At 46.1% G+C, this 20,171-nt stretch carries 19 protein-coding genes and 1 other annotated feature (1 of these 20 only partly in view); of the genes, 5 read left to right on the forward strand and 14 right to left on the reverse strand.

Annotation, left to right across the window (positions count from 1 at the left end; all coding sequences use genetic code 11):
- Nucleotides 1–100 precede the first annotated feature (100 nt).
- On the reverse strand, nucleotides 101–745 hold the full coding sequence (gene trmB / locus BHE18_RS14420) for a tRNA (guanosine(46)-N7)-methyltransferase TrmB (RefSeq protein ID WP_071619236.1): 645 nt from the start codon (nucleotides 743–745) through the stop codon (nucleotides 101–103).
- 360 nt (nucleotides 746–1,105) lie between these two features.
- On the opposite strand from trmB, the gene BHE18_RS14425 reads away from it, so the two are divergent.
- Nucleotides 1,106–1,384 carry a YtzH-like family protein gene (locus BHE18_RS14425; protein WP_071619237.1) on the forward strand — a complete coding sequence of 93 codons (279 nt, stop codon included), beginning with the start codon at nucleotides 1,106–1,108 and terminating at the stop codon, nucleotides 1,382–1,384.
- Here the strand turns inward: BHE18_RS14425 and BHE18_RS14430 are convergent, their stop codons facing one another.
- From BHE18_RS14430 to thpR, 5 genes are all read right to left on the reverse strand, one after another.
- The gene (locus BHE18_RS14430) at nucleotides 1,385–2,158 is read right to left on the reverse strand and encodes a phosphotransferase family protein (protein ID WP_071619238.1); all 774 of its coding nucleotides are present in this window, start codon (nucleotides 2,156–2,158) and stop codon (nucleotides 1,385–1,387) included.
- A gap of 203 nt (nucleotides 2,159–2,361) precedes the next feature.
- Nucleotides 2,362–4,512, reverse strand: a complete 2,151-nt coding sequence (gene pulA, locus BHE18_RS14440) for a type I pullulanase (RefSeq protein WP_071619240.1) — start codon at nucleotides 4,510–4,512, stop codon at nucleotides 2,362–2,364.
- A complete protein-coding gene (locus tag BHE18_RS14445; RefSeq protein ID WP_071619241.1) occupies nucleotides 4,506–5,459 on the reverse strand; it encodes a diacylglycerol/lipid kinase family protein in 954 nt (317 codons plus the stop codon). Before BHE18_RS14445 ends, pulA begins: the two co-directional genes overlap by 7 nt.
- Nucleotides 5,456–6,433: a nuclease-related domain-containing protein gene (locus BHE18_RS14450; protein ID WP_071619242.1), complete on the reverse strand. Its 978-nt coding sequence runs from the start codon at nucleotides 6,431–6,433 to the stop codon at nucleotides 5,456–5,458. Before BHE18_RS14450 ends, BHE18_RS14445 begins: the two co-directional genes overlap by 4 nt.
- A 24-nt stretch (nucleotides 6,434–6,457) precedes the next feature.
- On the reverse strand, nucleotides 6,458–7,024 hold the full coding sequence (gene thpR / locus BHE18_RS14455; RefSeq protein WP_071619243.1) for an RNA 2',3'-cyclic phosphodiesterase: 567 nt from the start codon (nucleotides 7,022–7,024) through the stop codon (nucleotides 6,458–6,460).
- Between the two features lie 169 nt (nucleotides 7,025–7,193).
- Between thpR and cysK the strand changes: the two genes are divergently transcribed.
- On the forward strand, nucleotides 7,194–8,123 hold the full coding sequence (gene cysK, locus BHE18_RS14460) for a cysteine synthase A (RefSeq protein ID WP_071619244.1): 930 nt from the start codon (nucleotides 7,194–7,196) through the stop codon (nucleotides 8,121–8,123).
- Nucleotides 8,124–8,326: 203 nt separating this feature from the next.
- Here cysK and BHE18_RS14465 read toward each other — a convergent pair whose 3' ends face one another.
- From BHE18_RS14465 to pepV, 3 genes are read right to left on the reverse strand one after another with little or no spacing between them, the layout of a single operon-like run.
- On the reverse strand, nucleotides 8,327–8,614 hold the full coding sequence (locus BHE18_RS14465; protein WP_071619245.1) for a hypothetical protein: 288 nt from the start codon (nucleotides 8,612–8,614) through the stop codon (nucleotides 8,327–8,329).
- 13 nt (nucleotides 8,615–8,627) lie between these two features.
- Entirely contained in the window at nucleotides 8,628–9,494 is an 867-nt protein-coding gene (gene dat, locus BHE18_RS14470) for a D-amino-acid transaminase (RefSeq protein WP_071619246.1), read from the reverse strand.
- A gap of 21 nt (nucleotides 9,495–9,515) precedes the next feature.
- Entirely contained in the window at nucleotides 9,516–10,916 is a 1,401-nt protein-coding gene (gene pepV / locus BHE18_RS14475) for a dipeptidase PepV (RefSeq protein ID WP_440480395.1), read from the reverse strand.
- A gap of 372 nt (nucleotides 10,917–11,288) precedes the next feature.
- Here pepV and BHE18_RS14480 point away from each other — a divergent pair, with 372 nt between their 5' ends.
- The gene (locus tag BHE18_RS14480) at nucleotides 11,289–11,510 is read left to right on the forward strand and encodes a DeoR family transcriptional regulator (protein ID WP_032087291.1); all 222 of its coding nucleotides are present in this window, start codon (nucleotides 11,289–11,291) and stop codon (nucleotides 11,508–11,510) included.
- Nucleotides 11,511–12,132: 622 nt separating this feature from the next.
- Here the strand turns inward: BHE18_RS14480 and BHE18_RS14485 are convergent.
- On the reverse strand, nucleotides 12,133–12,852 hold the full coding sequence (locus tag BHE18_RS14485; RefSeq protein WP_071619248.1) for a pseudouridine synthase: 720 nt from the start codon (nucleotides 12,850–12,852) through the stop codon (nucleotides 12,133–12,135).
- 137 nt (nucleotides 12,853–12,989) lie between these two features.
- Between BHE18_RS14485 and BHE18_RS14490 the strand changes: the two genes are divergently transcribed.
- Nucleotides 12,990–13,214: a hypothetical protein gene (locus tag BHE18_RS14490; protein ID WP_052011486.1), complete on the forward strand. Its 225-nt coding sequence runs from the start codon at nucleotides 12,990–12,992 to the stop codon at nucleotides 13,212–13,214.
- A 35-nt stretch (nucleotides 13,215–13,249) separates the two neighbouring features.
- Here the strand turns inward: BHE18_RS14490 and BHE18_RS14495 are convergent, their stop codons facing one another.
- Nucleotides 13,250–14,872, reverse strand: coding sequence for a putative polysaccharide biosynthesis protein (locus BHE18_RS14495; protein WP_071619249.1), 1,623 nt, complete (start codon nucleotides 14,870–14,872; stop codon nucleotides 13,250–13,252).
- A gap of 221 nt (nucleotides 14,873–15,093) precedes the next feature.
- On the opposite strand from BHE18_RS14495, the gene BHE18_RS14500 reads away from it, so the two are divergent.
- On the forward strand, nucleotides 15,094–16,353 hold the full coding sequence (locus BHE18_RS14500) for an NAD(P)/FAD-dependent oxidoreductase (RefSeq protein ID WP_071619250.1): 1,260 nt from the start codon (nucleotides 15,094–15,096) through the stop codon (nucleotides 16,351–16,353).
- A gap of 42 nt (nucleotides 16,354–16,395) precedes the next feature.
- Here the strand turns inward: BHE18_RS14500 and BHE18_RS14505 are convergent, their stop codons facing one another.
- From BHE18_RS14505 to leuS, 3 genes are all read right to left on the reverse strand, one after another.
- Nucleotides 16,396–16,578, reverse strand: a complete 183-nt coding sequence (locus BHE18_RS14505; protein WP_032087287.1) for a sporulation protein Cse60 — start codon at nucleotides 16,576–16,578, stop codon at nucleotides 16,396–16,398.
- Nucleotides 16,579–16,695: 117 nt separating this feature from the next.
- Entirely contained in the window at nucleotides 16,696–17,010 is a 315-nt protein-coding gene (locus BHE18_RS14510; RefSeq protein WP_071619333.1) for a rhodanese-like domain-containing protein, read from the reverse strand.
- Between the two features lie 435 nt (nucleotides 17,011–17,445).
- Complete coding sequence (leuS, locus tag BHE18_RS14515; protein ID WP_083573804.1) at nucleotides 17,446–19,860, reverse strand: leucine--tRNA ligase; 2,415 nt, start codon at nucleotides 19,858–19,860, stop codon at nucleotides 17,446–17,448.
- A gap of 108 nt (nucleotides 19,861–19,968) precedes the next feature.
- Nucleotides 19,969–20,171, reverse strand: a binding site (T-box leader); it runs 20 nt beyond the window's last position.

The raw sequence follows: 20,171 nt of genomic DNA on the forward strand, positions 1-20,171 counted from the left end.
TTTTTTAATCAAAATTACAATTTCACAAGAAGACCTCCCCCTTTAACTGGACTCAAACAAAAAAAGCACCCCAAAAACTCATCGGGATGCTTTCCAACCATTATTGATTCTGATACTGCGCTTCTACGCGGTAGATGCGCTGGCCTTTTGCTGAGAATTTCTCTTCGTATTCGGTCATGATGTTTCCTTCGAAATCGCTGTTGTGCAAATCCAGGCTCAGGAATTTCAAGTGAAGGCCGTACCATGAAAAGCTCATCAATGAATATTCGAACAAGCCCTGATTATCGGTCTTGAAGTGGATTTCCCCGCCTTTGATCAAGATATCCTCATAAAGCTTGAGGAATGTTTTGTAAGTAAGGCGGCGCTTTTCGTGGCGGTTTTTCGGCCATGGATCGGAGAAGTTCAGGTATACCCTGCCAACTTCTTCAGTTCCAAAGAAGTCGGTCAAGTTGCGTGCATCCACGTTCAAGAGCTTTACATTCGGAAGCTCCGCCTCGATCAAGCGGTCAAGGGCTGTCACGATGACACTTTCATATAATTCGATCCCGATATAATTGACATCGGGATTCGCTCTTGCCATTTCCGTGACGAACTGGCCTTTTCCTGTTCCGACTTCTATATGGATGGGATTGTCGTTTCCAAACACTTCATTCCAATTGCCTTTTTTCTCTTCGGGCTGTGCGACCACATATTGCGGATTCTCGCTGATTTTTTCTGAAGCCCATGGTTTATGTCTTAAACGCATGCTGTGACACCTCATTTAGTTATTTTGCTACATTGAACATTCGCTGTTGATTTCCGAGAGTTCTTCGTCTTGCACTCCAACCAACAGCTAAAAACAGAAAAAACTACAAAAAAATTCAAAAGCGGTTTTCATATATGATGTTTTTCTAAAAAAGAGCCAAGCCAAACATTTTATATGAAAACAGCTCTACCGAAAAAAACAATAACAGATGAATGGGTTCTATGCAACAACATTTTGCGTACACACCCTTTCAAAAAAACCACGAATAAATAGAAAAGGAATCCACACACTAAATGTGAATTCCTGTTTTGTTTTCGAGTAAGAAAACGATGTAAAGATCTATATGAAAGGGTGAACGTCATGCCTTTAGATTCCCATTATCAAATGCAATTGTTAAAAGATATACTCTCCAATCATCAGACAGATTGCTGCGGTTCAGTATCTGAATGTGAGCAGGTGGAGCGATTAGTCAAATCGTTGATGGTCAATGCTGATATAAATGAAAATATTAAGCCGGTCCTGCAGGAAATTTATCAGTACGGTCAAAGTGGAGCAGGCAGCTCTGACCTCGATACTCATATTACGAGCAATCGCCAAAACCTGTCTCAGTGGGTTTCGGATATGGATCAGTTCTCCTGATCAAACCACTTTATGCAAATATTCGATCCAGTGGTTCATTTCATGAAAGCGTCCTTTCCCTTTATGCCATTGGATGGAAAGGATCGTTTGAGCCACTACATACCATTTCATCCTCAGTCTCAAATTGTCTGTCAGGTCAACACCATATTGGTTGAGCCAAGCAGGCCATTCTTCCTCGGGAATGTACCAGTATAGCAGCATTCCTACATCGAAAGCGGGATCGGCGATCATTGCCCCGTCCCAATCGATCAAGTACAGCTGGTTGTGATCGGAAAGCAGCCAGTTGTTGTGATTGACGTCTCCGTGACAAACTACGTATTCATCCTGCCGAACTTCTTCCAGTTCTTTTTGCAGAAACAATAATGCCTGCCTTACTATCGGCAGCGAAAGGAGATCGAACTCCAGCCCCGTCTCCACTTCAGTCAGCATATGCTCTGGCTGAAAAGGTTCCTGGCCCAGCCTCTCAAGCATGGTGGAAAGAGGCCTTGAAGAATGTATTTTTTTGAGCAGCCTCGCTACCCGTTCATTCTTCATTTCTTCGGGATTGAGTTCTCTTCCATTTAACCAGTGCTGTGCTGTTATTACGTCCCCATTTTCCATCCGCTTTGTCCAAACAAGCTTCGGTACGATACCCTCTGCCGACAATACGGCGAGAAAAGGAGATGAGTTGCGCTTAAGAAACAGCTTCTGCTCTTGATACTGAGCAAAAAAAGCTTCTCCGGTGGCGCCTCCTGCGGGGACTATTTCCCAATCTTGGTCAAATAAGTGTTCCAATATTTTCACCTTCTATTGGTCCTTAGTCGTGTTCATGTATTTCAACCTTACGTTTATTATCGTCATTAGAATTCATACATTTAATAGATCCACTTAAAAGTCTTATAAAACAAAAAAGACAGCTATTGGGCAGATCAATCAATAGCCATCTGTTTTTGATTTTATCGTCATCTTCTCGATTCGTCAAGCTTTGGAACGATGCATCAGCGGACGATGACATAGGAGCAAATCCCCTCAAGCCCTAAAGAATCGCCGTTCAGCTCCCGCAAACCGTTCACTTTTGCTTTCTTTCCGTCAGACAGCATAGTCCAGGACTTCCCTTTAGGGAGCGGGAACCGGACATCGCTGTTTTCACCTGAATGGAAGATAAGAAGCAATTCATTCCACGGGCCGTATGGATGAACATCCCGGTAATGGACCGTTACCAGCTTTTCTGCCGGATGATGCACAGAGGTGTGTTTCCGGATGAGATCCGGCTGTTTAAAACGGAATGCACTGTGACTTTTTCTTATCGCAATCAATCCCCGGATATAATCGATATCTTCCTCATGCCTTTCTCTTCTCAGCCAATCAATCCGGTTTATTTCCACCGGTGAATTATAGCTGTTCTCCACACCCTGTTTGGTACGGAAAAATTCCTGTCCGGCATGCAGGAACGGAATCCCCTGTGAAAGCAGCACCATCGAAGTCGCCAGCTTCTGTCTCTTCATCAGAAATTCATCGTCTTCTTCAAGACAAGCTTTCATTTTATCCCAAAGTGTATGGTTGTCATGGGATTCTACATAATTGACGGATTGGGCCGGCTCAATAAATATGCCTCTGTCACCATCTTTGATGCCGATGCTTCCAGTGAGCACCGCCTCCACTTTTTCCTCCAGATTTCCGTGTCCGAGGGCGAACCCCTTGTCATGGAGATTGAAGGTACTCCCTTTTACGGTGTCCCTGAAACAATCATTGAATTGACCGATTCCCCTGAGACTGTTTGCATTCCTGAGGTTGGCTTTGCTGTCCGGTGCAAGGGGTGTGTTCAGGTCCCACCCTTCACCGATCACAATTGCCCCTGGCAAAATCCGATCCACTTCTTCTCGGATTTCATTCATTGTCGTGACATCAAGGATCCCCATCAGATCAAAGCGGAATCCATCCACTCCATACCTCAGCAGCCAATAGCGGATGGAGTCCTTGATGAATTTCCGTGCCATCAATCGTTCGGAGGCGAAATCATTTCCCACTCCCGTTCCGTTAGAGGGAAGTCCGTTTTCGTCATGTCTGAAAAAATAACCGGGTACGAGCTTTTCGAATGAAGAGGTTTCCTTGACAAATACATGATTGTAAACGACATCCAGTATGACCCTGATATTTTCTTCGTGCAGGGAATGGATCGCGGATTTCAGCTCGCGGATCCGTTCGGCAGGGTCGGCTGGATTCATACTGTAACTTCCTTCCGGGGCATTGAAGTATAAAGGATTATATCCCCAGTTGTAACGATTATCTGCCGGATCATCCGATACGCCGTCGAAGTCATTCACGGGCAGCAGTTCGACATGGGTGATCCCGAGCTCTTTCAAATAGCGTATTCCGCTTGAAAACCCATTTGGTGTCACTGTTTCTTTTTCGGTAAATGCAAGAAATTTGCCCTTGAACTTCATTCCGCTTTCTTTTGCGCTCGAAAAGTCCCTTACATTGAGCTCATAAATGACTGCATCAACAGGCGAGGGAAGGGGCTGGAGTGATGAGCATCGAGGGGTGATCTTATCAGGGTCCACGACACACCCCCATTCACTGTTGAAGGAAACCGACGCTGCATACGGATCGACAAGCTCGTTCCAGATAAGATTGATGCAAGTCAAGAATGTATAATGCCAGCCTTCAATGTTTTCGCTGACAGTCAGCTCCCACACGCCTTTTGCAGTTCTTTCCATGGTATGTTGAACGGCATCCTCCCCATGGGGCGGCTTTAACTTCACCTTCACTTCGACAGCGGTCGGGGACCAGACTTTAAAAACGGCCCTGTCACCTTGTAACGTGACTCCCAGATCGTCTCCGTCATAATAAAAATGCCGGTCAAATTCTTCCGTGCGGATGACGGCACCGATTTGCAGATCCGTTTCCGTATTATGTTCATCTTTGATTGTATACGTTCTTCCAAGTTCCAGATTCTCCGCCAGTAATGCTGTATATTTCATCGCATCATCCAGCGGGATCCTCTCCCTTACTTCAAGGGGTATTTCATTCCCGTCTTTCAAAAGGGAAAAACGTCTGGACTGTCCCCCGTGATACGTATATGGGAGAATAAGAGTGATCATATTTAATGTATCCAGGAATGCTTCGTACTGCCGACTAATGACTAACACTTCTCCCACCTGCTTCTATTTAACATTTTCCAGCTGCCGTGGGTCACCTCTGCATGGAGTTCCCTGCATTCATCGATGACTCCTGCAAAATCGCCATCTGCATGAACCGGGATTCCCTTACGGCTTTTCATCTTGATACTTCTTCCTTTTAATGTATGGACTTCTTTTAATTCAGTATGTTTTCCGAAAAAGACAGATATAAATAAAAACATAAGCTTCCATTTCGATAAGCCGGATACAATGGTCAGGTCAAGCACGCCATCATCCGGACGGGCTTCCGGGGCAATTTTCATCCCTCCCCCGAAATAAGGCTGATTGGAAACGGTGATGAACCACACTTTTTCAAGCGTACGTTTCACACCGTCGACTTCGATCACCGCCCGGAAAGGTTTGAAGGATAACGCTTCCCTGCAAAGAATGACAGGGTAGATCAGCTTCCCGAGCGACCAGCGGTTCAACTTCCCTTTTAACCATGATTCATTTGCCTTCCGGGCAATCAAGGCATCGAACCCTACACCTATATTATTCACAAAATAGTGTTTTGGCCCCCCTCCTATAGAGAAAAGACCTGCATCCATAGAAATCGGAAGGGGAGTATGTAATGTTTCCCTGATCAGATCATATGCATTATGTTTGCCCCTTGGCCACCTGTAGCCTCGGGCAAAATCATTTCCGCTTCCTCCGGGAATATACCCGATGAAGATATTCTCAAAACCTGCTGTGCCGGAGATGATGGAGTTCATCGTCCCGTCTCCCCCGACTCCAATTATATAGAAAGATTCGCCTGGATTTTCACGTACAAGCTCCCCTGCGATTCTTCTCACATCATCAGGATGTTCTGTCATGTATAACGAATAGGGGATGGTGATGCCCTTCTGGAATTTTTCCCAGGAAGTAAGTGAATGGTGATTTCTTGCGGAAGGATTCACAATGAAGATGGTCTTCATTGTGAGTCCTCTTCCACTCCCGTATTCCACTCTTTAAGCGTCTCATGCTGATAATGCATCCGTTTAAATGAAGTGGTCTGGCAATAGTCCAGGATAGATTTTGCTGCTTTCAATTGGACACCCTTAATCGGCGAACGGCTGGAACGCTGCTGATTGAACCAGCCTTCATGCTTCCTCTTATCGATGAATTCACAGCCTGCCGGCGCCTGGGGGAAATCGATATAGCCGTTTCTTGATACTACGGCTTTATGGATCGGCAGTTCGATACCGTTATATTCGACGATCTGCCCGATGATGCGTTCCATCCTTTTCAGTGAAATCAGCGGATTCAACACCCTTGATTCGGCGTCTCCCCATTTTTTCACCCAGAAACGGTCCCCTGAACCGACATAAGCCGTACCTTCCTCGAATTCAAGGAATGATAAGCACCATATTCCTGTAGGCGTAATCAGGACAACCTCCAGCTCAACGGGTGCATTTTTTATTTTGAAAACCGGAAAATATAAAACAAGGATGTTATCAGGAAAACGCTGAAGCAGATATTTAAGCCTTTCATCATAATAATAGCTGTTATCCACATAGGATTTTTCTGAAATCGTCGAGCTTGCCCACCTTAACTGAAATTCAAAGATCGAATCCAGGAAGTGCTTTTTTAACTCTTCTTCAGAGGCAAAATCAGTATGCGGATTCATCTCAAGCTCAATCGCATCGTCATCACCCTGAGCAGGGGTGCCGATTTCTTCCGTCTCTCCATTCTCTTTCTTTTTAAAAAAGGACATGAATTTCCGGGTCACGGATGATTTTTCTTTATCCGCTTCATCCTGTTCAGGTGAGGAAAATCCACCCCCGTTTTCCCAGTGAAATTTCATTTTTTCCCATTGCTGCTTTTTTAATCTTACAAATTGGGAAGGATATCTATATAAATCGGTTTCATATCTTGAAACATAATCTTGGAGTTTTATCAGCTGTGCCATCAGGAGTCCTTCCTTTCACATGATTTAGGACGATTCATTAAAGTGTATCGTATGGACCGCTTCATATTTCGGTGTGCGGTCCATATGCGTTCGGTATAGGACGACTTCATTTACCAGGTGGGCGGGAGTTGCTTCCGGATTGAAACCACTCAGCCATTCCTTTGAAAATGGTGAGGGCTTGTTCCATTTCCGCCCGACCGTAATATGAGGGGTGAACGGTCTAGTTTCCAACTGAAAGCCCGCTTCTTCACAGGCTTCGTACACCTTTTCACGAATCTGGTGCAGAGTCGAAGACGGGTTCACACCCATCCAGAAAATCCTCGGCTCATCACTTTTCCCGAAAGTGCCGAACCTCTTTAGCGAAAGCGGGAAACTCCCCAATTTATGTAAAGACTCTGTTACATGATCAATGGCCGCATCTAAATCTTCATGTGAAGCATCACCCAGGAAAGCCAGAGTGATATGGTAGTCTTCCGGATGGACGTACTTTTTAAAAGAATCTTCTTCCTTCATGGGAGCAGTCAGTCTTTCTATCTCCTTCTTCATCTCGCCCGGTAATGAACATGCGAAAAAATAATGAGTTTTTAACATAACATTCCATCCTTATCGTTGGTTATTACTTCTATTTTAGCAAAATGTGCTAAGAGAAAGAATCTCATAAGGGAAATGCAATGAAAATGAAATACAAAGCCTATATAGTTGATAAGATTTATATGAATGAGTACCATATAAGTAGAGAATGCAGGAAAGGAAGTTGACCATGAAAGTAGTACAGAATATTGCTGAATTAATCGGGGATACCCCCCTTGTTAAATTAAATCGCCTGAATCCTTCCGACGGTGCTGATGTATACATTAAACTTGAATTCTACAACCCGAGTAAAAGTGTAAAAGACCGGGCAGCCTTCCAGATGATCCTGGAAGCTGAAAAAGAAGGCCTGCTGAAGGAAGGTTCGACGATCATCGAACCTACGAGCGGGAACACCGGGATCGGCCTTGCAATGAATGCAGCGGCAAGAGGCTACCGTTCCATCCTTGTCATGCCCGACACGATGACACAGGAGCGGATCAACCTGCTAAAAGCGTACGGAGCAGAAGTCGTATTGACTCCGGGAGATGAGAAGATGCCGGGGGCTATCGAAAAGGCAAAGGAACTGACAAAAGAAATCCCGAACAGCTTCATGCCTATGCAGTTTGAAAATGACGCTAACCCGAATGCCCACCGCAAAACGACGGCGCTTGAAATCATCGACGCGATGGAACAGATCGGCAAGCCTCTGTCTGCTTTTGTTGCGACAGCCGGGACAGGCGGAACGATCACCGGTACTGGCGAAGTACTGAAGGACCATTACCCGGATATCCAGGTACATGTCGTCGAGCCTGCAGGTTCACCGGTCCTTTCAGGAGGTAAGCCCGGCAAACATAAGCTTGTCGGTACAAGCCCGGGTTTTGTCCCTGATACATTGAATACGGAAGTTTACGATAAGATCCATAAAATCGAAGATGAACAGGCATACGATATAGCCAGAAGGATGGCCAGGGAAGAAGGAATCCTTGTCGGGCCTTCTTCAGGTGCTGCCTGCTACGCTGCCATTGAGGTGGCCAAAACATTATCGCCTGACGATGTGGTCGTCTGCATCGCATGTGATACAGGAGAAAGATATCTTTCAAGCGACCTGTTCCGATTCTAAGAAAAGCGCAAGCGACTTCTACGCCGACCGACGTTCTTGGACCGACCGGTGAAGTCGGTCTTTGACCTTACCCGGCGGACCGGAACCTCCCGGGGACCAGACGCTGGAGTCGGCCATTTCTTAGATTTCACGTAATGCTTTTTTATGACTAAATTCAAAGGCCCGTCCCGCACTGCTTTAAAGCAGCACGGGACGGGCCTTCTTTATAGGTCTTCTTTTATTTTACGGTAATGCGAGATGAACGGGTCCGGTGAAGACTTCACCACAAACGTCAGGACACCTTCAATCGTATGGAGATAGAGGAAGATATATCGGGCTGAAAGGTGCTTCTTCGTCACGTCGAGCACTTGATGGAGCCCGAAGCTCCTTTTTGGCGTCACGATTTTATCACTGTACAGATACAGGTATTCTTCCGATTCCACCGTAAACTGCTGATTGTCTTCAATCATGCGTTCTTTTTTCATGAAAGCTTGTGAACAAATCAATTCCATCCCGCATCCTCCGTCAAACTTGAAGTTTTTTACAGTCTTTCTCGATTCTTTCCGTAAACAATTCCTGCAGTTTCCTTGTTACCGGTCCGGGCGCCCCCTGTCCGATGACTGTTTCATCCACCTTGACGACGGGCATCACTTCTGAGGTAGTGCTGGCAATGAACAATTCATCAGCAGATAGCAGTTCATCCACCGTGAATATCTTCTCGACGAACTTTACACCGTTCCTATCGGCCAATTCTTTAATGACTTTCCTCGTGATTCCATTAAGGATCAGATTCGTCGCAGGATGCGTATAGACCACCCCGTCCTTGACCATGAAGGCATTTGATGAGGATCCTTCCGTCACTGTCTCGCCTCGATGCTGGATCGCCTCAAAATGGCCGCCTGAAGCAGCCTCCTCTTTAGCAAGGATATTCCCTAACAGATTGAGGCTCTTGATATCACACCGGAGCCACCTGATATCCTCAACAAGCGTCGTCGTCACGCCTTCGTCCAATGATTTTACAGGCCTTTTAAACTCTTTCGTATAAGCCGTGACACTTCCGGCTGTGTCTTTTGCCGGGAAGTGATGCTGTCTCGGCGATACCCCCCGTGAAACCTGGATATAGACGATGCCCTCGTGGACATCATTCAACTCGATCAATTTGAACACAATGGAAGTGAATTCCTTAAGTTCAAATGGGATTTTGAGCTTCATTTTATCTGCACTCTGATACAGGCGCTCCATATGTTCATCCATCGTGAAGACGTTTCCGTTGTAGACGCGCACGACCTCATAGATCCCATCCCCGAATTGATAGCCGCGGTCTTCTATATCCACTTTCGCACCGGATCTTTTCACATAATCCCCATTAAGAAATACCGTTCCTTCAGTCATGTTCCTCTCTCCTTTAGATCCTTAGGATTTACAGGCCAATTCATAGATTGCCTGAGCATAGATCGCCGTCGCTTTTAAGAGATCCTCAATATACATATATTCATCTTTTTGATGGGCGATATCTTCCCTGCCCGGGAATAACGGTCCGAATGCCACGCCTGCTTCAAGGCTCCTTGCATACGTCCCGCCGCCGATGGTGATGAGTTCTCCTCTTTCACCAGTCTGCTCTTCGTATACTTTTTTCAATGTCTGGACAAGCTCGTCATCCGATGAAACATGATGAGGCTTGCTGTCCGTGAAGTTTTCAACAGTGAAGCTTTCAATGGATTGAAGGGTTTCTTTCGCCTTTTCCATATCGTAATCGACACCGTAACGCATATTAAGGCCTAGGCGACCGCCTTCTTCATGGGAATAGCGAAGCTTCCCGACGTTGATTGTCAGGTCACCTGTGATTTCGTCACGATGGCTGACGCCAAGCTTCACGCCTCGGGAATCCTTGAAAAATGTTTCTTTTGTAAAAGCAAAGAAGGTTTCTGCCTGCGTGTCCAATGGAAGCTCAGTCAGGAAAGCAGCGAGGTACAGTCCGGCATTTTTACCGTTATCAGGCTCCATCCCGTGTGCGGACACTCCTTCCACTTCAAAAATCACTTCACCATTTTCAATATAGTAGCTGCCCTTTAATCCATCATTCTTCATGAAGATCTCAAACTGCTGCACCCATTTTGTATGATCTTCATCAAGATGGACGACTGCTTTTGCAAAGTCAGGAACCATATTATACCGGCGGCCCGACTCGAAGGAAATAACATGATTGCGTGAACCATTTCCCTCTCTCCCCGTTTGCTCGACAAGGTCATAGTCCGCGATCCCTTTCTCTGCATAAATGATAGGGAAGTCCGCATCAGGTGCAAATCCCATCGACGGCATTTCTTCATTTTTGAAATAGTGATCCACGCATCTCCAATCACTCTCTTCATCCGTTCCGATGATCATCCGGATCCGCTTGTTGAAATCAGGCTTCAGTTCTTTTACGATTTTCATTGCATAATAGGCGGCCATCGTCGGCCCTTTGTCATCGATCGCACCGCGGGCAAAGATCTTCCCGTCCTTGATTTCACCGCCGTAAGGATCCTCACTCCATCCATCCCCTTCAGGCACGACATCCACATGGCAGAGGATCCCAAGAAGTTCATCCCCTTCCCCGAACTCAAGGTGACCGGCAAGATTACCGACATTCTTTGGGGTGAACCCGTCTTTTTCACCGAGCATCAATAAATAATCCAACGCTTCTTTCACCCCTTTGCCAAGCGGGGCATCATCAGTAGCGTTCTCTTCATCCAGCACACTTTTGATCTGCAAAAAATTCTGTAAATCTTTCAATAACTCATCTTTGCGTTTCTCGACTTCCTGTGTCCAGTTCATCATTCAACACCTGCTCATTATGTATTTGATCTCATTCCCCTCCATTTTATACTGTTTAGACAGGAAATCCAAACAAGGAGAAAGACCTATGTTAAAAAGTTTGACCTTCTAATTTTCAGAATTATACATCTTTTTATTTGAGACCTCATACAATGGGGGTAACAAAGGGAGACCCCGTTAATTGTTTGTAAATTTAGACAATATTATAGAATTTTTTCAGGATTAGGGGTACAATATAATTGTCAGACATCTTATGAGTAAACGATAAAAGGAAAAGGGGTTGTCTAAAGCGCATAGTACATAGGTAGCACGTGAGGTGCACACATGGCGATGTAGTCTTTGACTTTGGAAAAATGATGAGGGAGTGGTTCTTTGAAACCTTCAACCAATCGTATGCTAACAAGAATAAAAGCTGTATACATGTACATCAACAAGAAAGGTACTGTAACAACTCAAGATCTCGTTGACGAATTTGGCATTACTCCTCGCACCATTCAAAGAGATCTCAACGTGTTAGCTTACAACGACTTGGTGCAAAGCCCAAGCCGTGGCCAATGGACAACAACCGAGAAGAAAGTAAAGATGTCTTCATAGAGAGAAAAGCGGAGGCGGCTCGTTCAGCCCCGACAAGCATAACTGGGAAATCCCCTAAGGCGCTTTTTGCCTTTGGGGATTTTTCAGTTATGACCTCGAGGGGCTAGCCGCCGGAGCTGGACAATAGAAAAGCGGAAGCGCCTTGCTCAGAGGCGACAAGCATAAGATGAACCTACCGGAAAGGCGCTTTTTGCCTTTTTGGTAGGTTCATCTTATGACCTCGAGCCTCTAGGCGCTGCAGCTGGACAATAGAAAAGCGGAGCCGACTGCTCTGGCCCGACAAGCATAAGGCGAGTCGGCCGGAAAGGCGGCTGTTTGCCTTTTTGGACGGCATGACTTATGACCTGGCAAATTTTAAAGGGGATATCGGTTTTTGTCGAAAAACCGGCAGTTCGCTCATATATTACGGAGTTCGCCCTTATATACCCAGATTTCGCCCTTAAAACTGGGATTTCGCCCTTATATTACCGGATTCCGCCCATAAAACCAGAATTTCGCCCACAAACGTATCATCATTAAAGATATACTGTTCCGCCGCTTGGTTCCCCCACTATCCGCTGCCAATTCACACAAAAAAACCTGCAAACCACCTAATATAGGCAATTCACAAGTTCTTTTTCTATTAGTTTGGACGAAAATCCTTCAACATCTCCACTTCTTCATCCGTCAACTCACGATACTCACCAAGCTCCAGATCCTCATCAAGCCCGAGCGGCCCCATCGACAAACGTTTCAAGTAAACAACTCGCTTTCCGACGCTCTCAAACATCCTCTTCACCTGATGAAACTTTCCTTCCGTAATCGTCAACTCGATATCGGAAGTGAGCCCGGATTTTAAGATCACAAGATCACCTGGTTTGGTGTAGTACCCATCCTCAAGAGTCACACCTTCTTTAAAGGCTTCGACATCACGCTCGGTCACTTCGCCTTCAATCACGGCAAAATATGTTTTCGGCACATGCCGTTTCGGTGAAAGCAGCTGGTGTGACAATTGACCGTCATTCGTGATGAGCAGCAGGCCCTCCGTATCTTTATCGAGCCTTCCGACAGGGAATGGATTGAAGATCTGGTCGTCCATCTGCAGGATATCGATGACGGTTTCCTCATTGGCATCCTCGGTCGCTGAAATCAGGCCGGGCGGCTTGTTCATCATCAGATAGATGAATTCACGATATTCCACTTTATCTCCGTACAGCATTACGGTGTCTTTTTCAGTGTCAACATGGACCTTCCCGTCCTTGATGACTTCCCCATTTACCTGGAGACCTCCATCCTTCAGCAGTTTCTTCACTTCTTTACGGCTTCCATAGCCCATATTCGCAAGTAATTTATCGATTCTCATACTGACAACTCCTAATTCAATTAATTCTTCATCGTTTCATTTGATTCCGTCTTGGGTTATAAGCCCATTCATTCTCTTATTTTAAACATAGGCTGGTAATGTTAAGCAAGAAACCTATTCTTAATGAGGTGAAAGTAATGTATCCATATCGACAGCAAGGAACCGGCGGCATTTTGATCCCGATCCCCCTTCCCGGCGGCGGCCAGCAATATCCTGGTTATCCCGGCGGTGGCGGAGGAGGCGGCTTCAATGACCGCCTGGACCGTTTAGAAAGACAATTTCAGAGGCTGGACCGCAGGGTTGACCGCCTTGAACGGCAAGTGGAAAGGCTTGAAAGGCAGCTTGGCTACTATAACCAATGAATGAAAAGAGGGGATGAGCACGTCATCCCCTTTTTTTATGAACCGATCCGAAGCCGGCTCCTGATCTTGCTGATCCTGTCCCCGAATAACTTATCTGCAAGCTTGCTTCTGAGGCTCAGGTAAAAATAGACAAGCGCTCCAGCACCGCCGCAGACCGCGACCAGGATGATCGACTGGAATCCGGAAGCAGGATTCAGGAACTGTTTCAAGATACCATACAGAATCAGGACGACAACGGCCATGACGACATTCATAATTCCAATCGCCACAGTCCTTCTGAAAATAAGTTCGAATTTATAGCGTGCGTATTTTTTTATGATATACAGGTTGATGGCGATTGCAACAGCATAACCGATTGTTGTGGCAATGACAGCACCTTGTGTTTCAAACATCCGGATCAACGGGATGTTCAGAACAAGCTTCAACAGCAGTCCGACCAGCAGACTGAAAATGGTGAACTTCTGTTCATCGATCCCCTGCAGGATGGCTGCAGTAACCGCAAAAAGAGCAAATAGTATCGCAACCGGCGCATATGTCCTGAGAATTGATGTACCCAGTTCATCACTATGATAAAAAAGCGTGTACGTAGGTTCCGCCAACAGTGCAATCCCGATCGATGCAGGGACCGTCAAGAACAGCAATATCTGAAAAGATTGATCAATATTCCTGCGCATCGTCTTCCGGTCACCGCTCGTATACGAGCTTGTAATAAGCGGGATCAGTGTCATGGAAAAAGCAGTTGCCAATGACACCGGGATGATGACAAGTTTATGCGTATAAAAGTTCAAGACCGCAAAAGCATGGTCGGAAACTTTTGCATTGCCGATATCCGCCATTGCTGTATTGAACGTGATCTGATCCACAAGCTGAAACAACGGATTTGCAAGTCCCACAAAAATGAACGGGATAGAATATGCAATGATTTCTTTATACATTTTCGGTAAAGAAACATCCGCTTCTCCCCTGTCTTCCTCCAGAAGCACATCCAAATGAGGCTTACGCTTGAACCAATACCAGATCAGAACGGCAAGACTTGCGAGCCCTCCCACAAATGCAGCAAACGTCGCTACGCTGATGGCAGTTGTGACCGAGCCGTCCATAATATCCAATACTACATAAATCCCGCCGAGTAAAAAGATGATGCGGACGATCTGTTCGATGACCTGAGATACTGCTGTAGGACCCATGGACTGATGCCCCTGAAAGAAACCGCGTATCAGACTCATGAACGGAATGATGATGAGCGCAAAGCTGACCGCCCTGATAACCGTCGTTACCTGTGCGACGGAAATGACCTGTTCATCACTCTTGATGGTCATCTCGGCAAAAACCGGTGCAAAAATGTACATGACCAAGAATGAAAGGATCCCCGTCAGCGTCATAAGGAGCAATCCGGATTTAAAGAGCTTCCGCCCGACAGCGTATTCCCCTATAGCGTTATATTTCGAGACAAATTTCGATACGGCCAGCGGCACCCCCGCTGTAGCCACTGTCAAAAAGATCGTATAAGGAACATAACCATACTGATACAGCGATGCCCCCTCTTCGTGACCCTTCAGCAGCTCATCGAACGGTATAACATAAAAAAGACCCAAAAACTTTGAAATGAAGGTCCCAAGCGTTAAGATAAACGTTCCTTTTATTAATTTTGATGACATAGTATCCCTCTCCGGAAAAGCATATTCCATTAGAAATATGCGTTATTACTTCGATAAAATTTTCACACTATCATAGTTTACTACTGTCAGTATCGAATGACAATTTTTTTCCGACGGAGGCAGTTATGAGACGGAGGCAGTTATGAAATGAAACTTTTTATAGGAGCCTGTTTTTGATAATATTAACTGTTGAGAAGTAAAACGATAAAGTTGGTGAAGAAATGTCAGCATATGACGTAATCGTAATAGGAGGGGGACCGTCCGGGTTGATGGCCAGCATCGCTGCCGGTGAAAACGGATCAAAGGTCCTTCTTGTAGATAAAGGAACAAAACTCGGAAGAAAGCTTGCGATTTCAGGCGGCGGCCGCTGCAATGTTACAAACCGCCTGCCGATCGACGAAATCATCAAGCACATCCCGGGAAACGGGCGTTTTTTATACAGCGCATTTTCCGAATTTAATAATGAAGACATCATTTCATTTTTTGAAAAACTCGGCATTCACCTGAAAGAAGAAGACCACGGAAGGATGTTCCCGGTCTCAAACCGGGCACTTGATGTTGTGGAAGCTCTTTTAAACAGGATGAAGGAGCTTGGCGTGGAGACCCGAACGAGTACCGCTGTTGAAGAAGTCATCTATGAGGACAGCGAAACGAAAGGAATCCGCTTGACGGATGGAGAAGTGATCGATGCAAAAGCCGTGGTCATTGCCGTGGGCGGTAAGTCAGTCCCACATACGGGTTCAACAGGTGACGGATACCCTTGGGCCAGAAAAGCCGGACACACCATCACGGATTTATTCCCGACCGAGGTGCCGCTCACATCGGACGAGCCATTCATCAAAGAAAAAGCCCTTCAGGGACTGTCCCTCAGGGATATTGAATTGAGCGTACTGAATCCAAAGGGCAAAAAGCTTATCACCCATAAGATGGACATGATTTTCACTCATCTCGGGATATCGGGACCGGCAGTCCTGAGGTGCAGCCAATATGTCGTAAAAGCGATGAAAAAATGGAACCTGACCCATGTGACAATGGTCATCGACTCAATGCCGGATACCAACGAAGAACAGCTTTTCCAATCCCTCTACAAGCAGGTAAAAGAAGAAGGCAGGAAAGCTGCCAAGAATATCTTCAAAGGCCTGGTTCCGGAACGGTATCTGCTGTTCCTGCTGGACAAAGCAGGAATCGACCCGGATGAAAAGGGGGATCATCTTCCATCAGAGAAAGTACGCCATTTTGTAAAGCTGTTAAAACAATTTACATTCACTGTGAACGGCACCCTTTCAATCGAAAAAGCCTTCGTGACGGGAGGCGGCGTTTCGGTTAAGGAAATCGAGCCGAAAACGATGGCATCGAAAAAAATGCACGGCCTCTTCTTCTGCGGGGAAGTACTCGATATCCACGGCTACACCGGCGGCTATAATATCACAAGTGCCCTCGTGACCGGGCGCCTTGCCGGCTATAACGCAGCAAGAGTATAAAAATAAAGGTTGATCGTCTTAATATTAGACGCATCAACCTTTTTATTTTCGATAAATGACCATGGCGGAGAAGCAGTATATCTGTTCCTCCTCTTCTTCCGTCAACGCAGCGATATGATATTTAATATCGACGACTTTCTTCTCATCCACTTTACTCAGGAATTGATTCATATCCTGCTCCAAATCCTTCTCATGTTCATAATCAAACACTTTGACCTGGATCATCGAGCTCCCACCTTCTTTAGAAATTATCATCAGTATCGACAGATTTTTTAATTTTCAAACAACTACAAGTAAAAAAAACACACTCCCGATTGAAGGAATGTGTTTAAGTGGTTCATATCATTTCTTAGGAGCCGTTTCGCCCCCCCAGTTCATCATGCCGCCTTCCATGTTCACCACTTTGTACCCTTGCTCCTGCATATAGTGGGCAACATTTCCGCTGCGGTTTCCTGAGCGGCAGATAAAGATATATTCTTTATCCTTGTCGAACTTGTCCAATGATTCAGGGATATCGCCCATCTTGATGTGACGCGCTCCCGGGATCACCCCTTCCGCTACTTCTTCATCTTCACGGACGTCCACCAATAATAAGTCTTCTCCATTTTGAAGCTTTTTGTTCAATTCATCGGTTGTGATTGTTTTGATTTCAGTCATTTTCTTCACCCTTTCATGGTAATCCATTTTGATTATATCAAAGGTATTCCCTATCACAAAAAAATTACACTTATGGGGGTATCGGTGAAAGGAGAGGTAAGAGGAAGATGATGTGTATCTGGCACACTCGTCTTGATTGGCGGTGCCAGGCAAAAACCACCCTTTTTGTGCCTGGCTCAAATCAACCCTTTTGTGCCTGGCTCAAATCAACCCTTTTGTGCCTGGCTCAAATCAACCCTTTTGTGCCTGGCTCAAATCAACCCTTTTGTGCCTGGCTCAAATCAACCCTTTTGTGCCTGGCTCAAATCACCCTTTTTGTGCCTGGCTCAAATCACCCCGTTTGTGCCTGGCTCAAACCAACCCGATCGTGCCTGGAACCCCCAACCGTCAAGAAAAAAGGAACGGACCCCACAAGAGTCCGTTCCCCCATTAAAACTAGTTCGCCACAATATTCACAAGCTTGCCCGGTACGGCAATCACTTTGCGCACTGTTTTCCCTTCGATTTGGTTCTTGATGTCTTCGTTTTCCATCGCTGTTTTTTCAAGTTCATCCTTGTTCATGCCGCGAGGGATCATCACTTTCGCTTTTACTTTACCGTTGACCTGAAGGACGATTTCCACTTCGTTGTCTACAAGTTTTGATTCATCAAACGATGGCCATTCCACGTATGTGATGGAATCTTCGTGGCCAAGCTTCGACCAAAGCTCTTCCGTCATGTGGGGAGCGATCGGTGCAAGTAGCTTCACGAATCCTTCTACATATGCTTTCGGAAGGGTCTCTGCTTTGTATGCTTCATTGATGAAGACCATCAGCTGGGAGATCCCTGTGTTGAAACGCAGGCCTTCATAGTCTTCCGTGACCTTCTTTACAGTCTGGTTGTAAATCTTATCAAGGGCAGGGTTCGCCGTATCCGATACTTTGCCGGAAAGCGTGCCGTCTTCCTCGACAAGAAGGCGCCATACACGGTCAAGGAATCGGCGGGCTCCATCCAGTCCGTTCGTGCTCCATGCAACCGATGCTTCAAGCGGCCCCATGAACATTTCATAAAGACGGAGAGTATCTGCTCCGTGAGATTCGACGATTTCATCAGGGTTTACGACATTCCCTTTTGATTTACTCATCTTTTCATTATTTTCACCAAGGATCATCCCCTGGTTGAACAGCTTCTGGAAAGGCTCTTTCGTTGGCACAACTCCGATATCATAAAGGAATTTGTGCCAGAAACGCGCGTACAGAAGGTGAAGTACCGCGTGCTCTGCTCCGCCGATATACATATCGACCGGAAGCCAGTCATCCATTTTCTTCGCATCGGCAAGTGCTTCCTCATTATGAGGATCGATGTAGCGAAGATAGTACCAGCAGCTTCCTGCCCACTGCGGCATAGTATTTGTTTCGCGCCGGCCTTTCTTGCCTGTTTCAGGGTCTTCTACATTTACCCAATCGCTGATGTTGGCAAGCGGTGATTCACCTGTCCCGGATGGTTTGATTTCAGTTGTTTTCGGAAGGACAAGCGGAAGTTCGCTTTCCGGAACACCTGATGTCGTGCCGTCTTCCCAGTGAATGACAGGAATCGGCTCGCCCCAATAACGCTGGCGGCTGAACAGCCAGTCACGAAGGCGGTATGTGACTTTCTTAGTACCGATTTCTTTTTCTTCAAGCCAAGAGATCGCTTTAGTGATTGCTTCTTCTTTCCCAAGACCGTTAAGGAATTCGGAATTCACATGTTCTCCGTCACCCGTGTACGCTTCTTTTTCAACGTCTCCGCCTGAGACCACTTCAACGATCGGCAGGTCGAATTGTTTGGCAAACTCATAATCTCTCTCATCGTGGGCAGGTACGGCCATGATGGCTCCGGATCCATAGCTCACTAGCACATAGTCTGCAATCCAGATCGGCATTTTGCTGCCATTAGCCGGATTGATGGCATAAGCCCCCGTGAAAACACCGGTTTTTTCTTTTGCAAGATCCGTACGTTCAAGATCGCTCTTTGTTTTCACTTTATCAAGATACGCTTCCACCTGTTCCTTTTGTTCGGCAGTGGTGATTTTCCCGACAAGATCATGTTCAGGGGCAAGCACCGCGTACGTTGCACCAAAAATCGTATCAGGGCGTGTAGTGAAAACTTCGAATGATGCTTCATGTCCGTCGATGTTAAAGACGACTTCAGCACCCTCTGAACGGCCGATCCAGTTGCGCTGCATATCCTTGATGCTTTCCGGCCAGTCGACATCTTCAAGGTCTTCAAGAAGGCGGTCCGCATAAGCCGTGATCTTAAGTATCCACTGTTTCATCGGGCGGCGTTCGACCGGATGGCCGCCGCGCTCACTCTTCCCGTCGATGACTTCTTCATTTGCAAGGACCGTGCCAAGTGCCGGGCACCAGTTCACCGCTACTTCGTCAACGTAGGCCAAGCCCTTTTCATAAAGCTTAAGGAAAATCCATTGCGTCCACTTGTAGTACCCAGGATCAGTAGTATTGACTTCGCGGTCCCAGTCATAAGAGAACCCAAGCGCCTTGATTTGGCGGCGGAAGTTATCAATGTTCTGCTTCGTGAATTCGGCAGGGTCGTTACCTGTATCAAGCGCATACTGCTCAGCAGGAAGACCGAATGCATCCCATCCCATTGGGTGAAGGACGTTATACCCCTGCATCCGCTTCATTCTGGACAGGATATCCGTCGCAGTGTATCCTTCCGGGTGACCTACGTGAAGGCCTGCACCTGATGGATATGGGAACATATCCAGTGCGTAGAAATTCTTTTTCGACTCATCTTCAGTCGTTTTGAACGTTTTGTTTTCTTCCCAATACTGCTGCCATTTTGACTCAATGCTTTTATGATCAAAATTCATATTGAGATCCTCCTTTATCAAATGAATGGATTGTGGTTCAGACGGACGGTTCGTTCTTTGATCAGGCTTATTTGAAGCAAAATAAAAAACTCCCATCCCAAATAAAATATTTGGGACGAGAGTTGTGTATTTATTCTCCCGCGGTACCACCCACATTAGTGTACGCGCACTCAGCTTCATTCATCCTTAACGCGGAAAACGGCAAGTCTTACTGTTTATTTCACACTTGCAACTCAGCAGGCGAGTTCATGATGTTCCCGGTTGACTCCCACCACCCGTCAACTCTCTAAGACAGAAAACATTCACTACTA

This window comes from Rossellomorea aquimaris (genome assembly GCF_001877785.1).
GTDB classification, from domain to species: domain Bacteria; phylum Bacillota; class Bacilli; order Bacillales; family Bacillaceae_B; genus Rossellomorea; species Rossellomorea aquimaris_A.